The organism is Ruegeria sp. SCP10 (genome assembly GCF_040329495.1).
GTDB lineage: Bacteria > Pseudomonadota > Alphaproteobacteria > Rhodobacterales > Rhodobacteraceae > Ruegeria.
Window position 1 is genome coordinate 148,600 of sequence record NZ_JBDZYF010000001.1, and the last position, 14,538, is coordinate 163,137.

Genomic DNA, 14,538 nt, shown 5'->3' on the forward strand with positions numbered 1-14,538 from the left:
GCTCTTGCCCCCGGACCCCGGGCCGGGGTATGAGCGTTTCTCATAACAGCAAGCAGGCAAGAGGCACTACATGCGCAGAGTCGTCGTAACCGGTCTGGGATTGGTCACTCCTTTGGCCAGCGGGGTCGAAGAAACCTGGTCGCGCCTGCTGGACGGTGAGTCCGGCGCAGGCCCCATCACGTTGTTTGATGCCGAAGCAAGCGGTGTCACCACGACATATGCATGCGAAGTTCCCCGTGGCGACGGAACAAAAGGCACATTCAATCCTGACGATTGGATGCCACCGAAAGAACAGCGTAAGATCGAGGATTTTATTCTGTATTCCATCGCTGCAGCCGAAATGGCGTGCAAGGATGCAGGCTGGACCCCGGAAGGTGAGGAAGATCGCCTGCGGACGGGGGTTCTGATTGGGTCCGGAATTGGTGGTCTAGGCTCGATTGCCGAAACCGCCAATCTGATCCGTGACAAGGGTCCGCGCCGCGTGTCGCCCTTCTTTATTCCGGGTGCGTTGATCAATCTGGCCTCGGGTCAGGTGTCGATCCGGTTTGGGTTCAAGGGACCGAACCATTCGGTCGTGACGGCTTGCTCCACGGGGGCACATGCGATTGGCGACGCCAGCCGGATCATCCGCGCGGGGGATGCGGATGTGATGATCGCAGGCGGCGGCGAAGGCTGCATTTGCGAGATTGGTATTGCGGGTTTTAACGCGTGCAAAGCGCTGTCGACCAAATATGCCGACGATCCGAAGAAAGCCAGCCGCCCTTATGATATCGACCGCGACGGATTTGTCATGGGCGAAGGTTCGGGCATCGTGGTGCTGGAAGACTATGAACACGCCAAGGCGCGCGGTGCCAAGATTTATGCCGAGGTGCTGGGCTATGGCATGTCGGGTGACGCCTATCATATCACTGCACCTTCCGAGGACGGAGACGGTGCCGAGCGTTCGATGAAGGCCGCGCTGCGCAGCGCGGGACTTGAGCCGAAAGATTTGGACTATATCAACGCACATGGCACCTCGACCATGGCGGACACAATCGAACTGGGCGCGGTTGAACGCCTGTTGGGTGATCACGCCGCGAATGCGACGATGACCTCGACCAAATCGGCCACAGGGCACCTGCTGGGTGCTGCGGGCGCGATCGAGGCGATCTTCTCGATCCTTGCGATCCGCGATCAGGTTGCCCCGCCGACGATCAACCTGGACAATCCGGCGGTCGAAACGCCTATCGATCTGGCGCCTAATGCAAAACGCGAGCGTGAGATCAATGTGGCCTTGTCAAATTCGTTCGGGTTTGGTGGCACCAATGCCAGCGTGATCTTCGGGAAAGTCAGTTAAATGTGGCGGGCCATTGCATCAAACGCGCTGACCATTCTGGTGGTCGGCCTGTTTCTGATGGGCGGTCTGATCTTGTGGGGCCAGACCCAGTACAAGGCTGAGGGCCCGTTGGAAACCGCGATCTGTCTGCAGGTTGCAGGCGGGTCGAACATGACCCGCGTCAGCCGTGAGCTAGAGGATCAGGGCGCCATCAGCAGTGCCACGATCTTTCGTATGGCGGCGGATTATACCGACCGGTCGCAGCAGTTGAAGGCTGGCAGCTTTCTGGTGCGCGAAGGTGCGTCGATGGAGGAGATTATCGACGAAATCACCAGCAGCGGTGCCAGTACCTGTGGGTCTGAGATAGAATACCGGATCGGTGTGACCCGTGCCCAGACCCGGGTGCGCGAACTGAATCCGGCGACGCTGGATTTCGATGAGATCGCGTCATTCGATGCAGCGGAAGAGGAAACTCCGGAGGCCTATACCCAGAAACGTAACGAAGCGGATACTCGCTATCGTGTGTCGCTGGCCGAGGGTGTGACCTCGTGGCAGGTGGTGGAGGCGTTGAAGGGTTTTGAAGCACTGAGCGGTGAGGTGACTGAGATTCCCGCCGAAGGGTCGTTGGCACCTGACAGCTATGATGTCGCTGCCGGGCAGGACCGGAATGAAATCCTGAAGGCGATGCAGGATAAGCAGCAATTGCGTATCAATGCAGCCTGGGAGAACAGACAGGAAGGCCTGCCACTGCAAAGCCCCGAAGAGATGTTGATCCTTGCGTCGATCATCGAGAAGGAAACCGGCGTCGCCGGTGAACGTGGTCAGGTAGCAAGCGTGTTTGTAAACCGTCTGAACCAAGGCATGCGGCTACAAACGGACCCGACTGTGATCTATGGTGTCACCAAGGGGCAGGGGACGTTGGGACGTGGGCTGCGTCGCAGCGAATTGAACCGCCCAACGCCTTGGAACACCTATCAGATCGACGGTTTGCCGCCGACACCAATCGCGAACCCAGGTCAGGCGAGCCTTGAGGCTGCCGTATCCCCGGACAACACGGATTTCATTTTCTTTGTTGCCGATGGAACAGGTGGTCACGCCTTTGCTGAGACGCTGCAAGAGCACAACCTCAACGTCGCCAAATGGCGCGAGATTGAGGCCGAACGGAATTCGGGCAACTAACCTGAAAAGAGAAAACAGCGCCAACTAGGGCGCTGTTTTTTTTGTCTAGATCAAGCTGCCGGTTTGCGGCGGGGGCGCCGACGCTTGGATTGCGAAGGCTTTGACGTCCCGTTTGCTGGTTTCGGCTTAAAGCTGCGGCGTCTGTTGCCTTGTCGCCGACCGGGGCGTTCCATTTGGACGGCCTCGGGCATCTCACCGCTGGCGACGGGGATGTCGATTCTCATCAGCTTTTGAATCTGGCGCAGCAGGTCGACCTCTTCCGGAGAACAGAAGGCAATAGCCTCGCCTTCGCGTCCGGCGCGAGCGGTGCGCCCTATGCGATGGACATAGTTGTCGGGTACTTCGGGCAGGTCGTAGTTGATAACATAAGCCACGCCGGGAATATCGATTCCGCGTGCGGCCACATCCGTTGCGACAAGCACTGTAGTTTCACCGGCGCGGAAGGCCTTGATCGCGCGATCTCGTTGCCCCTGACTTTTGTTGCCATGGATCGAGGCCGCGTTGTAGCCATCTGCGACAAGGCCTTTCATCAGCTTCTCGGCCCCGTGTTTGGTGCGCGAGAAGACGAGCGTCAGCGCATCAGTATCCTGCGACAGGATTTCACGCAGCTTTTGGGGTTTTTCCGGCTTGCTGACAAAATGCACCGATTGGGTGATCTTGTCTGCGGCCTTGCCCGGAGGTGAAACCTGCACGCGCTGCGGGTTGGTCAGATAGGCTCGGCTAAGCTCTTCCATCTGCTTGGGCATGGTGGCCGAGAACAGCATGGTCTGGCGCGGGGTTCCCAGAGCAGGCGCGATCTTGCGTAGTGCGTGGATAAAGCCCAAGTCCAGCATTTGGTCCGCCTCATCCAGCACCAGATGGCGTACAGCGCCGAGATCGACCGCGCCGCGCTCCATCAGGTCGATCAGACGACCGGGGGTCGCCACCAGAATGTCTGTGCCGCGCGCCAGAAAGGCGATCTGTTTGTTGATCGATTGGCCGCCCACAACCGTGGCGACGCGCAGCTTTGTCTTTCTGGTCAGATTGCGCAGGCTGTCGGCGATCTGGTTTACCAACTCGCGCGTCGGGGCAAGGATCAGGGCCTTGGCGGTTTTGGGATCGGGCTTGCCTGGTTGGGCCAAGAGGTGATCGATCAAAGGCAGGCCAAAGGCCAATGTTTTGCCGGTTCCCGTTTGGGCCAGGCCGAGGATGTCATGCCCGTTCAGGGCCAATGGAATGGCTTGGTTCTGGATCGGGGTCGGTTCAGAAAAGTTTGCGCGTTTCAGCGCGTCGTTCAGCGCGGGCGCCAGGCCCAGCATGTCGAAGTCGAACAATGTTTATCCTTTTCGCCCCGAGCCACATTGGCGGGAGCGCAATTGAAACAGGTCGCGCGGCAACCGCGCAACCGGCAGGGGTTTTGCGTGACCTCGGGATATACAGGCGCACCCTGTGCTATCTGGCCGTCGCATCAAGAACCCTGCGTGAAGGGGAACTGGAGAAGTGTTTGTAGGGCGCTGTGGGGCGGGTGAGGCCCGCCGGTGCTCACGCATCAGCGCTATTTGAGGGGCACATGCGGTGTCGAGATAGGATTGTCAAGCCATGAACCATGCTAACTGCCGGCCAGTGGCCGTTTGACCGCAGGTAACAAGTCGATTTCGATGATTCATTCTGCAGCCGTAACCTTTGGCGGGAACTTGTTTGGTAACAGGCCCAACGAACGCGCCTGATGCACGTCGGCGAGAAGATCGCGTTCGGCAGCAGCAAAGAGTTCTTGGGGATCGTCCAAGACGAAGTACCCCATCTGATGCATGTCAATCCGATACGGTGTTCGCAGAATAGTCAGAACATCAAACGGATCGCGGTCGGGAACATCACTGGACACAGAATAAATCAGTTCGGTTGGCGAAGATGCAAGACCAGATCCCAGCGCTTTGATTTGCCCGTTCTGGCGGCGCAAGCCAAACTCGATCGAGAACCAGTAGAGGCGGATCAACCAAGTGTAGTCGGAGGCATCGGCCCGTGCTCCGGCCGTTCCGATTGCGTGACTGAACGCTGCAAAGCGCGGGTCGCTGAGCAACGGTGTATGCCCAAAAATCTCGTGAAAAATGTCTGGCTCTTCGATGTAATCGAAATCTTCTCGAGACCGGATGAAAGACGCGGCAGGAAAGACCTTGTTGGCTAGCATTCCAAAGAACTCTTTGAAGCCGATCAGGGCTGGGACGGGCTGAACCTGCCAACCGGTCATATCGAGCAGTCGGTTCGAGATGTCAGCACATGAGGGGACTTTGGTTTTGGGAAGGTCCAGGCGGTCCAGGCCATCAAGATATTCCCGCGCCATGAAGCTGCGAATGCTCGGTTCCTGCGCGGCATAGAGATCGGCCCAGACGGCGTCTTCTTCTGCGGAATAGTCAATGTGACCCCGCGCATCGGCGCATTTTGCAGTGTACTTGGTCGATTTGGGCATCTCGGGCGTCCTCCTGCAACGAGTCTAGAGGTGTCGTGCCAAGAAAAATCTTTGAAATTCGTGGAAATATCGCCAAAATTGAGATGAACAATTCAACGAAGGGCAAAAAGTGAAAGAAATACTTCAGCCCTCAGACATTTCAATCCTGCGGGAGCTGCAGGTCAGTGGCCGTCTGTCGATGCAGGAATTGGCGGAACGAACCGGCCTGTCCGCATCGCAATGCTGGCGGAGGGTTCGTGATCTTGAAGCCGCGGGCGTGGTTTCGGGATATCGCGCGCAGGTCGCGGCCAAGGCGGTGGGTCTGAATGCGATTGCTTATGTACATGTGGCGCTGCGCGATCATCAGGAAGACAGTATATCTTCGTTCTTGCGCCTGGTTGAAACAGAGCCGCAGATCGTTGAGTGCGCCTCGATCACCGGGGATCATGATTTCATCCTTAAGGTTTATGCCAAGACGCCGGAAGATCTGGAGCATTTTATTATGCAGCGGCTCTTGAAATCAGGGCTGGTGCGCGACACGCGCAGCAACTTTGTTTTGCGCCAGACCAAAACACGTGGGCCTTTACCGATCTTGTGAGCTTGAGCCTTAAGAAAAATTAACGATTTCCGTCCGTTGGGTGTTGCGGGCCGTTGCGCGCAACATTGACTTTGCGCGCGGTATCGCGTATAAGTTTTGTCATGCTAGAAGAAGTGGGCAGCGGCCCCGGGGCGACCCGGCGGCCGTTTTTCGTTTCTGTCGTGCGGAGAAAACTCACGCATGAGGTCACAGGCAAACATGACATTAATTACCCCGGAGGAGCGGATTTCCCAGACGGCTGACTTGTTGCAGTCGCTTGAGAGGTCCATTCGCGATCTGCGGCAAGCGGCGGAAGACCTGCGCAAACAGATCGGTGCCGGGGAGGATGCAGATCTTGCTGGTTCAGCCAAGCAACTCGGGCAGTTAGAGGGGCTGATCCGCAGTTGCCAGAAAGTGGAGACAAGCTTTGTCGAACAACATCATAGACAAGCCGGAATTGCCCAAGGAGGGTACGCGCTCGACCTTGAGCGCGCTCGATTTGAAATTGGGTGCAGGCTGGCTCGCCTCCGCGCCTGCTGCGGTGCAGGACAGATTTCTGAGTGAGATCGGGGAGGGGGGGCTGTGTGCCCTCCCTTTCCTGTTTGAGTTCTGGGCGCTGCCGCATCAATTGCCGCCTGAAGGCGACTGGCGATCCTGGGTCATCATGGGCGGTCGTGGTGCGGGCAAGACGCGCGCGGGCTCGGAATGGGTACGGTCGATGGTTGAAGGGTCTTTGCCGTTGGACAGGGGGGAGGCCTGTCGCGTGGCTCTGGTGGGTGAAACCTTTGATCAGGTACGCGATGTGATGATCTTTGGCGATAGCGGGATATTGCAGTGCTCGCCGTCGGATCGTCGGCCTACGTGGAAGGCATCGGAACGGAAACTGGTCTGGCCCAACGGGGCTGAGGTACAGGCGTTCTCCGCGCATGACCCCGAAGGGTTGCGCGGCCCTCAGTTCGATGCGGCTTGGGTAGATGAACTGGCCAAGTGGAAGAAGGCGGGTGAGACCTGGGATATGTTGCAATTTGCGTTGCGGTTGGGGGATCAACCTCGGGTCTGTGTGACCACGACACCGCGCAATGTGAAGGTTTTGAAGGACTTGCTGGCGTCGCCGTCGACCGTGCAGACCCACGCGCCGACCGAGGCGAACCGGGCCAATCTTGCGGACTCGTTTCTGGCCGAGGTGCGCGCGCGCTATGCCGGTACCCGGCTGGGGCGGCAGGAGTTGGACGGGGTGCTGCTGTCGGATGCCGAGGGGGCGCTCTGGACGGGCTCGATGCTGGAGGCGGCACGGGTGAGCCGCGTGCCTGCGTTGGATCGCATCGTGGTGGCGCTGGACCCGGCGGTGACGGCAGGGGCGGATGCGGATGCTTGTGGGATCGTGGTGGTCGGCGCTCAGGTGCAGGGGCCACCAGAGGACTGGCGCGCCTACGTACTGGCCGACCGGACGGTGCAGGGCGTTGGCCCGGCGGGCTGGGCGCAGGCAGCGATTGATGCGATGGATGAGTTTGGAGCCGAACGGCTGGTGGCCGAGGTCAATCAGGGCGGGCAACTGGTGGAAGAGGTCGTGCGGCAGGTGGACCCTCTGGTCCCGTTCCGCGCGGTGCGGGCCTCACGCGGCAAGGTGGCACGGGCCGAGCCTGTGGCAGCGTTGTACGAGCAGGGGCGGGTGAGCCATGTGGCCGGGCTGGACGCGCTCGAGGAGCAGATGTGCCAGATGACCGCGCGCGGGTTCGAGGGGCAGGGCTCACCCGACCGGGTCGACGCGCTGGTCTGGGCGCTGCATGAGTTGATTGTGGGGCCCGCGGGGGTGTATCGGCGGCCTAGGGTGCGGAGTTTGTGAAAAAGCTATTTCTTTGGTGTATGGTTTCTATTGTGCTTTAAACCGTTTTTTTTCTGGTTTCAGGGACATACGCGCTGTATGGCCAATCGTATGTCATTCGTTTCAGTTACAGCTCTCCGTGCGCCTGGTTTGGAAGAAATCCTGACACCAAAAGAACGTTTGCTTTGGTCGGGTCGTCCGGGTTGTGGTTTGAAGTTTTTTCAAGCTGTAGGTGAAGAACGGAAGTTACAAGTGTTTATTCTAGTAGCACTTGTTGCGCTTTGGGCAACGCTGCCATTCATAGATGCTGACCCAGAGGCACGCTTCGGTCGATTTAAGGCTTTGTTTGTGTATGGTATTGCAACGTTGGCCTTGCTTTCTTTTTCGGCCTACCTCGCCGCTCAACGCCAGTTTGTTCTGAGCAATTTGATTTACTACGTTACCGATTCACGCGTAATCATCTGTCGTTTTGGAAGAAATTGGAGGCTTGGCACCCGGCTATTTGTCGTTTCGTGCGAACATTCAACAACATTTCCATACGAGGTGCTGCCCACCCGGCCCTATCCGTCGCTAAGGGTAGGAACCCTGCTTTCAGAACAACAGGTTCAATTCCTAGGGTTTGGTTTGTCGCATACAGGTCATCCGGAACGGTTTGCTCGTGGTGTTGAACCAATTTACTTGGACTACCTGGCAAACTCAGAACAGTTGCTTGCGATGATAAGGTCTTGTGCAGGAGATCGAAAGGCGGCGAACGACGTCTGATCTCAAAGGTCATTTCTGTTAGAGGGTCGTTGGAATTGTGAGGGTTTGTTTCTCGTCCTGCTACCGCTGTTGCCCACCCCCCGTACGCCCCATTCCCAAGGCTTAAACTTCTCTGCGTCATAACTCCTTTCAACAAGCCGGGCAGAGCGGCGGCAGAAAGGAGCACAGATGGTATTCGATTTCTTGCGTCGTGGATCGGCTGAGGCAGCGCCCGAGGCGAAGGCGAGCGCGGCAGGGCCTGTGGTGGCGTGGCAGACGGGCGGGCGCGTGGCGTGGAGCCCCAGGGACGCGGTTTCGCTGACGCGGACGGGGTTTTCGGGGAATCCAGTGGGGTTCCGTTCGGTCAAGTTGATTGCCGAGGCCGCGGCGGCTTTGCCTTTGGTGCTGCAGGATCAGGCGCAGCGGTTTGATGTACATCCGATCCTGTCGCTGATGCGGCGTCCGAATGCGGCGCAGGGGCGGGCGGAGTTGATGGAGGCGCTATTCGGGCAGTTGCTGCTGTCGGGTAATGCGTATGTCGAGGCTGTGCAGGCCGAGGAAGGCTTACCGGTTGAGCTGCATGTGTTGCGATCTGATCGGATGAGCGTGGTGCCGGGGGCGGATGGTTGGCCGAAGGCGTATGACTATGCGGTCGGTGGCAAGAAGCACCGGTTCGCGGCGGAAAATATCTGTCATCTCAAGTCGTTCCATCCTCAGGATGATCACTATGGGTTCTCGCCGATGCAGGCGGCGGCGATGGCGATTGATGTGCATAACAGCGCGTCGCGGTGGTCGAAATCGTTGTTGGATAATGCGGCGCGGCCTTCGGGGGCGCTGGTGTGGAAGGGCGATGGCCATGGGGTGATGGCCGAGGATCAGTTCCGGCGGTTGTCGGACGAGATCGAGCAGAACTATCGCGGGGCGCGGAATGCCGGGCGACCGATGGTTCTGGAAGGGGGGCTGGATTGGAAGCCGATGGGCTTTTCGCCGTCCGATATGGAGTTTCAAAAGACAAAGGAAGCCGCCGCCCGCGAGATCGCGCTGGCCTTTGGGGTCCCGCCGATGCTGCTGGGGATCCAGGGCGACGCGACCTATTCGAACTATCAGGAGGCCAACCGGGCGTTTTATCGCCTGACTGTGCTGCCTCTGGTGACGCGGGTGGCGGCGGCGGTGGCTGAGTGGTTATCGGGCTTTACGGGCGAGGAATTGGTACTGAAGCCCGATCTGGATCAGGTCCCGGCACTGTCGTCGGAACGGGATGCGCAGTGGGCGCGGGTCAGCGGGGCCGAGTTCCTGAGCGATGCCGAGAAACGCGCGTTGCTGGGGCTGCCGGAGCGTGGCGATGGGTGATCCGTATCCTCCGTTCGAGTGTGCGCCAGGCCTGCGGCTGGCCGCGCACGAGCGGGTGGCCGAGATTCAGCACGCACATCTGTGTCGGCGGCTGGATCAGATCGAAGAAATGATGGAGCGGCTGGAGAAGCGGTTATGGCTGACGGTCTATGGCGTGGCGGCAGTGATCTTGGCACAAGCCTTTCAGTCCCTTTTGGCAGTAACGCCATGAGTTCAGTGGTTTACATGGAGAAGTTCATGGATTTGGAACATAAATTTGCACGGTTTGGCGATGGTTTGTCGGTGACCGATGACGCGGTGATCGAGGGCTATGCCAGCCTGTTCGGGCAGGTCGATCAGGGCAGCGACGTGGTGCAGCGCGGGGCGTATCGCGGTTCTCTTGCGGGGCTGGCCGAGGCGGGCCAACGGGTCAAGATGCTGTGGCAGCATGACCCGGCGCAGCCCATCGGTGTCTGGGATGAGGTGCGCGAGGACGACAAGGGCCTGTGGGTCAAAGGGCGTCTGCTGGAAAGCACGCAGAAGGGCCGAGAAGCGGCCGAGCTGATCCGTGCGGGGGCAATGGATGGCCTGTCGATTGGCTATCGCACCAAGCGGGCCGTGAAGAATGACAAGGGCCAGCGGGTCCTGACCGAACTGGAGCTGTGGGAGGTATCACTGGTGACCTTCCCGATGCTGACCAGTGCGCGGGTGGCGGCCAAGGGTGTGGACCCTGAGGCCGAGAACACCCTGCGCAGTATTGCCGAGGTGTTCATCGACGCCCGGCAGGAGCTGGCGCGGACCTAGCGCGCCTCAAACCCACCGAAAAACAGGACATGCTGATGAGCAAGACCGAGACCCCGGCCTTGACCGGAGAGGGTGCGCCCCTGGTTCAGGAGGTGAAGCAGGCGATGGCTGGCTTCGTGAATGAATTCAAGGGCCTTAAGGCTGAAGTTAAAACCAAACTGCAACAGACAGAAGAGCGAGTGACCATGCTGGATCGTAAATCAACCATCGCGGCACGCCCGCATCTTGCGGCCGCGAACGAGGACGGTGCGCCGCATCAGAAAGCTTTTGATGCCTATGTGCGTTCGGGCGAGGATGACGGGCTGCGCGGGCTCGAGATCGAGGCCAAATCGCTGTCGACCGCTGTGAATAGCGAGGGCGGGTATCTGGTTGATCCGCAGACCGCCGAGGCAATCAAATCGGTTCTGAATTCGACCGCGTCGATCCGTTCGATTGCATCGGTTGTGAATGTCGAGGCGAACTCGTTCGATGTGCTGATCGACCATACCGATGTGGGTGCCGGCTGGGCCGATGAGAATTCGGCGACGGCAGAAACCGGGACCCCGTCGATTGACCGTATCTCGATCCCGCTGCACGAGCTGAGCGCCTTGCCCAAAGCCTCGCAGCGCTTGCTGGATGACAGTGCGTTTGATGTCGAAGGCTGGCTGGCCGGTCGCATTGCGGACAAGTTCGCGCGTGCCGAAGCAGCGGCGTTTATCAACGGCGATGGTGTGGACAAACCCAAGGGTCTGATGATCCACCGCGCCGTGCCGGATGATGGTTGGTCTTGGGGCAGCCTTGGCTATGTCGCCACCGGCATCGATGGTGGTATCGACGCGGATGCGATTGTCGATGTGGTCTATGCGCTGGGCGCGCAATACCGCGTCAATGGCACCTTCGTCATGAACTCGAAAACCGCCGGTCTGATCCGCAAGTTGAAAGATAGTGATGGCCGTTTCCTGTGGTCGGATGGTCTGGCCGCAGGTGAGCCTGCGCGTCTGATGGGCTATCCGGTTCTGATCGCCGAGGACATGCCGGATGCGGTCTCGGACAGCTTCTCGATCGCGTTTGGCGATTTCCAGGCCGGTTACACCATTGCCGAGCGTCCCGATTTGCGCGTGCTGCGTGATCCGTTCAGCGCCAAGCCGCATGTCCTGTTCTACGCAACCAAGCGCGTGGGCGGTGATGTCAGCGACTTTGCCGCAATCAAGCTGCTGAAATTCGGCACCGCCTGAGCGGTGACGGATCCGGGGGGCCGGGCGACCGGTCCTTCGGGCGGCGGGTACGGGCCGGGGTGAGATCCCCCGCGTTGTCTAGCTGCTCCCCTCCGTCCGAGCAACGTGGGGCGGCGCGTGCCCGTCATTTTCAAGACTACGGCCCCGGAGGGGTCCGAGATTGCGGAGTGAATGGATGATGTTGATCGAAGAGACCGCCATCGCGGATGCGACGCTGCCGGTGGATCAGTTCAAGGCGCATTTGCGGATGGGCACGGGGTTTGCCGAGAGTGATGTGCAGGATGAGGTTCTGAAAGGCTTCTTGCGTGCCGCCCTTGCGGCAATCGAGGCCAGAACCGGCAAAGTGCTGATCGAGCGCACCTTTTCCTGGAGCCTCAGCTGTTGGCGCGACCCGGCGGGCGAAGTACTGCCCGTGGCCCCGGTTTCAGCAATTGATGCGGTCACTATGACAGATGCGACGGGCGCGGACACTGATCTTGATGCCGATGCCTATCGGTTGGAGCGCGATAGTCAGCGCCCCCGATTGCGACCTACGGCAACGTCTTTGCCAAGTGTTTCAACGGGTGGATCGGTGAAGATTGCCTTCACTGCAGGTATGGCCGCAGGTTGGGATAGCTTGCCTGCCGATCTGGGACAGGCGGTGCTGCTGCTGGCAGCGCATTACTACGAATACCGCGATGAGACGTCGCTGAGCGATGGGTGCATGCCCTTTGGGGTTACCAGCCTGATTCAGCGATACCGCATGGTGCGCTTTGGTTCGGGAATGGCGCAATGACAGCGCCCCGTCTGAACCGCGAGCTGGTGCTGGAAACACCGGATCGTGTTGCCGATGGCGCGGGCGGGTTCATTGAAACCTGGACGGAGCTGGGCACGCTTTGGGCCGAAGTTACGGCACGCAGCGGATCCGAACGGGCCATCGCAGGGGTGCCGATATCGCGGGTGGGTTATCGCATCGTAGTGCGCGGGGCGCCCGAGGGATCGTCGATGCGGCCAACACCGGATCAGCGTTTTGTCGAAGGCACGCGGCGTTTCGTGATCCGCGCGGTCGCGGATCGGGATCCGCGCGGCCAGTACCTGACCTGTTTCGCAGATGAAGAGGTGGCGGCATGAGCTATGGCGTAGCAGCCGCGTTGCAGGCGGCGGTGTTTCAGCAATTGTCTGGGCACGCAGATGTCAGCGCGCAATCCGGCGGTGCAATCTTTGATGCGGTGCCGACCGGGCCGGTCCCTGCCACCTATGTGACGCTGGGCCCGGAAGAGGTCCGCGAAGCATCGGACAAATCCGGCGCAGGTGCGCTGCATCGGTTCACGGTCTCGGTAGTGTCCGAGGCCGCAGGATTTGGCGCTGCAAAATCACTGGCCGGTGCCGTGTGTGACGCGCTGGATGGCGCGGGGCTGAGTTTGGATCGGGGCCGCCTCGTGGGGCTGTGGTTCGAGCGCGCCAGCGCCCGACGCACCGGAACCGGCGGTGCAATCCGCCAGATCGACCTGAGATTCCGCGCCCGCGTGGAAGACGACTAAGCAATCAACGGAGAGAGCACATGGCTGCCCAGAACGGAAAAGACCTGTTGGTCAAAGTGGATATGAACGGCACGGGCCTGTTCGAAACCATCGCGGGCCTGCGCGCCACGCGGATCAGTTTCAATGCCGAAAGCGTGGATGTGACCACGCTGGAAAGCCAGGGGGGCTGGCGCGAGTTGCTGTCGGGGGCGGGGGTCAAATCGGCCGCGATCTCGGGCTCGGGCGTCTTCAAGGATGAAGGCACCGACGAGCGCGCGCGACAGCTGTTCTTTGATGGTGAGACGCCGGGCTTTCAGGTGATCATCCCCGATTTCGGCATTGTCGAGGGGCCGTTTCAGGTGACTGGCATCGAGTATGCGGGCTCGCACAATGGTGAGGCGACCTATGAGATGAGTCTAGCAAGCGCCGGCGCGCTGACCTTTACAGGGCTGTAATCCGATGGCCAATCCGTGGACGGGCGAGGTGGCATTGACCATCAATGGGGAGCGGCGGGTGCTCAAGCTGACGCTGGGTGCTTTGGCGGAATTGGAACAGGAACTGGACACCAGGTCATTGGTTGAGTTGGTCCAGCGGTTCGAGGGCGGCGGTTATTCCAGCGGCGATGTAATGGCGCTGATCGTGGCGGGGCTGCGCGGGGGCGGTTCAGATGTGACCCGTGCTGACGTGATGCATGCCGAGATCGAAGGTGGGCCCCTGGCCGGAGCCAGGGCCGCGGCTGAGCTGCTGGCGCGGGCCTTCATGGTGCCGGGTGGCGCATGAGGGGGTTTGACTGGCCCGTTCTGATGCGGGCCGGGTTCCTCGGGCTGCGGCTGACGCCGGATCAGTTCTGGCGTCTGACCCCGGCCGAGCTGCGGCTGATGTTGGGGCAGGGTGCCGGGCTGCCCGCGATGAACCGGGCCGGGCTGGATGCGCTGTTAGCAGCATATCCGGACAGAGAACAAGGAGAGCGTGATGACGGATCGTGATGGGTTTGACGACCTGCAGGAGCGGGGCGAGGCGCTGGGCGACTCGTTAGGTGATGCAGCCAGCATGGCGGCGGCATTTGACAGTCAGATGAAGCGGATCGGCGCTGCGTTTGAGGAAACGGGCAAGGATGTCGCCACGCTGGAGCGGGGGATGTCAAGCGGGCTACGCAAAGCCTTTGATGGTGTGGTGCTGGATGGGAAGAGTCTGTCTGATGCGCTGGACGTGCTGAAGAATTCGCTGATCCAGACGGCCTATTCGGCTGCGATCAAGCCGGTAACGGATCACTTTGGTGGGCTGTTGTCCGGTACGGTCGGTGGCCTTGTGAAGGGGCTTCTGCCTTTTGCCGATGGCGGTAGCTTCAGCCAGGGGCGCGTGATGCCCTTTGCCAATGGCGGTGTGATCAGCGGCCCCACCACCTTTCCGATGCGCGGCGGCACTGGCCTGATGGGCGAGGCGGGCCCTGAGGCCATCATGCCATTGGCACGCGGGGCGGATGGCAAACTGGGGGTTCGCAGCGCAGGCGGCGGGCGTGCCGTCAACGTCGTCATGAACATCTCAACACCCGATGTTCATGGGTTCCGCCGCAGCCAGGGCCAGATCGCAGCACAAATGAGCCGCGCTTTGGGGCGCGGCAATCGCAACAGATAAA

18 protein-coding genes are annotated in these 14,538 nt (G+C 60.1%); 16 read left to right on the forward strand and 2 right to left on the reverse strand.

All coding sequences use genetic code 11. The features are described 5' to 3' along the window. The first annotated feature begins 70 nt into the window (after positions 1–70). Together fabF and mltG are read left to right on the forward strand one after the other, a co-directional pair. Entirely contained in the window at positions 71–1,336 is a 1,266-nt protein-coding gene (fabF, locus tag ABLN87_RS00820; protein ID WP_170530594.1) for a beta-ketoacyl-ACP synthase II, read from the forward strand. Beyond that, positions 1,337–2,494, forward strand: coding sequence for an endolytic transglycosylase MltG (gene mltG / locus ABLN87_RS00825; RefSeq protein WP_353006478.1), 1,158 nt, complete (start codon positions 1,337–1,339; stop codon positions 2,492–2,494). A gap of 50 nt (positions 2,495–2,544) precedes the next feature. Here mltG and ABLN87_RS00830 read toward each other — a convergent pair whose 3' ends face one another. Next, positions 2,545–3,807, reverse strand: a complete 1,263-nt coding sequence (locus tag ABLN87_RS00830) for a DEAD/DEAH box helicase (protein WP_353006481.1) — start codon at positions 3,805–3,807, stop codon at positions 2,545–2,547. 329 nt (positions 3,808–4,136) lie between these two features. After that, positions 4,137–4,937, reverse strand: coding sequence for a phenylalanine 4-monooxygenase (gene phhA, locus ABLN87_RS00835; RefSeq protein ID WP_353006483.1), 801 nt, complete (start codon positions 4,935–4,937; stop codon positions 4,137–4,139). Positions 4,938–5,046: 109 nt separating this feature from the next. Here phhA and ABLN87_RS00840 point away from each other — a divergent pair, with 109 nt between their 5' ends. The 14 genes from ABLN87_RS00840 (at position 5,047) to ABLN87_RS00905 (ending at position 14,537) form a co-directional block, all read left to right on the forward strand. Beyond that, positions 5,047–5,514 (forward strand): Lrp/AsnC family transcriptional regulator, encoded by a 468-nt coding sequence (locus ABLN87_RS00840; RefSeq protein ID WP_353006486.1) that lies wholly within the window; start codon positions 5,047–5,049, stop codon positions 5,512–5,514. Positions 5,515–6,109: 595 nt separating this feature from the next. After that, complete coding sequence (locus tag ABLN87_RS00845) at positions 6,110–7,336, forward strand: DNA-packaging protein (protein ID WP_353008358.1); 1,227 nt, start codon at positions 6,110–6,112, stop codon at positions 7,334–7,336. Between the two features lie 78 nt (positions 7,337–7,414). Next, complete coding sequence (locus tag ABLN87_RS00850) at positions 7,415–8,077, forward strand: hypothetical protein (protein ID WP_353006489.1); 663 nt, start codon at positions 7,415–7,417, stop codon at positions 8,075–8,077. A 168-nt stretch (positions 8,078–8,245) separates the two neighbouring features. Beyond that, positions 8,246–9,406: a phage portal protein gene (locus ABLN87_RS00855; protein WP_353006493.1), complete on the forward strand. Its 1,161-nt coding sequence runs from the start codon at positions 8,246–8,248 to the stop codon at positions 9,404–9,406. Next, entirely contained in the window at positions 9,399–9,617 is a 219-nt protein-coding gene (locus ABLN87_RS00860; RefSeq protein WP_353006496.1) for a GTA head formation protein, RCAP_rcc01685 family, read from the forward strand. The genes ABLN87_RS00855 and ABLN87_RS00860 overlap by 8 nt, the downstream gene beginning before the upstream one ends. A 14-nt stretch (positions 9,618–9,631) precedes the next feature. Further along, positions 9,632–10,189: an HK97 family phage prohead protease gene (locus tag ABLN87_RS00865; RefSeq protein WP_353008359.1), complete on the forward strand. Its 558-nt coding sequence runs from the start codon at positions 9,632–9,634 to the stop codon at positions 10,187–10,189. Between the two features lie 35 nt (positions 10,190–10,224). Then, positions 10,225–11,403, forward strand: a complete 1,179-nt coding sequence (locus tag ABLN87_RS00870) for a phage major capsid protein (protein ID WP_353006499.1) — start codon at positions 10,225–10,227, stop codon at positions 11,401–11,403. 175 nt (positions 11,404–11,578) lie between these two features. After that, a complete protein-coding gene (locus ABLN87_RS00875; RefSeq protein WP_353006502.1) occupies positions 11,579–12,178 on the forward strand; it encodes a head-tail connector protein in 600 nt (199 codons plus the stop codon). Beyond that, positions 12,175–12,513: a phage head closure protein gene (locus tag ABLN87_RS00880; protein WP_353006505.1), complete on the forward strand. Its 339-nt coding sequence runs from the start codon at positions 12,175–12,177 to the stop codon at positions 12,511–12,513. The genes ABLN87_RS00875 and ABLN87_RS00880 overlap by 4 nt, the downstream gene beginning before the upstream one ends. After that, positions 12,510–12,923, forward strand: coding sequence for a DUF3168 domain-containing protein (locus tag ABLN87_RS00885; protein WP_353006508.1), 414 nt, complete (start codon positions 12,510–12,512; stop codon positions 12,921–12,923). Before ABLN87_RS00880 ends, ABLN87_RS00885 begins: the two co-directional genes overlap by 4 nt. A gap of 20 nt (positions 12,924–12,943) precedes the next feature. Next, complete coding sequence (locus ABLN87_RS00890) at positions 12,944–13,357, forward strand: phage major tail protein, TP901-1 family (protein WP_170530581.1); 414 nt, start codon at positions 12,944–12,946, stop codon at positions 13,355–13,357. A gap of 4 nt (positions 13,358–13,361) precedes the next feature. Further along, positions 13,362–13,682, forward strand: a complete 321-nt coding sequence (locus tag ABLN87_RS00895; RefSeq protein ID WP_353006511.1) for a gene transfer agent family protein — start codon at positions 13,362–13,364, stop codon at positions 13,680–13,682. Then, entirely contained in the window at positions 13,679–13,888 is a 210-nt protein-coding gene (locus ABLN87_RS00900) for a rcc01693 family protein (RefSeq protein WP_353006514.1), read from the forward strand. The genes ABLN87_RS00895 and ABLN87_RS00900 overlap by 4 nt, the downstream gene beginning before the upstream one ends. Beyond that, positions 13,875–14,537 carry a phage tail tape measure protein gene (locus tag ABLN87_RS00905; RefSeq protein ID WP_353006517.1) on the forward strand — a complete coding sequence of 221 codons (663 nt, stop codon included), beginning with the start codon at positions 13,875–13,877 and terminating at the stop codon, positions 14,535–14,537. The genes ABLN87_RS00900 and ABLN87_RS00905 overlap by 14 nt, the downstream gene beginning before the upstream one ends. The last annotated feature ends 1 nt before the right edge of the window (position 14,538 follow it).